Below are 232 nucleotides of genomic sequence, written 5' to 3'. Positions count from 1 at the left end.
AATCTACCTTTTTAGTTTGTTGTTTTTGCAATAAATACTCTGTCGCCCTTTGAATCATCTTATTTTCATTTGTAACTTTAGCTTCTTGCAATGAATAGCTAAGTAAAGCGGTATCCCATACGGTAGAAGGAGAATTTTGCAAATGTCTTCCTCTGTCCATCTTCCATATATAAGATTTTAATCCTGTCACAGCTTTCTCAATAATTGGAGACTGAATAGAGTGCCCTAATGC

1 pseudogene is annotated in these 232 nt (G+C 34.9%); it reads right to left on the bottom strand.

Features of this window, described 5'->3' with window-relative positions:
- Positions 1 to 232, bottom strand: a pseudogene (locus JDS92_RS30540) (squalene--hopene cyclase); the annotation flags it as partial.

The sequence above is a fragment of the Bacillus cereus group sp. N12 genome (assembly GCF_016483575.1).
GTDB lineage: Bacteria > Bacillota > Bacilli > Bacillales > Bacillaceae_G > Bacillus_A > Bacillus_A toyonensis.
The sequence above is the reverse complement of the archived record's forward strand: the minus strand, read 5'-3'. Positions and strand labels throughout refer to the sequence as shown.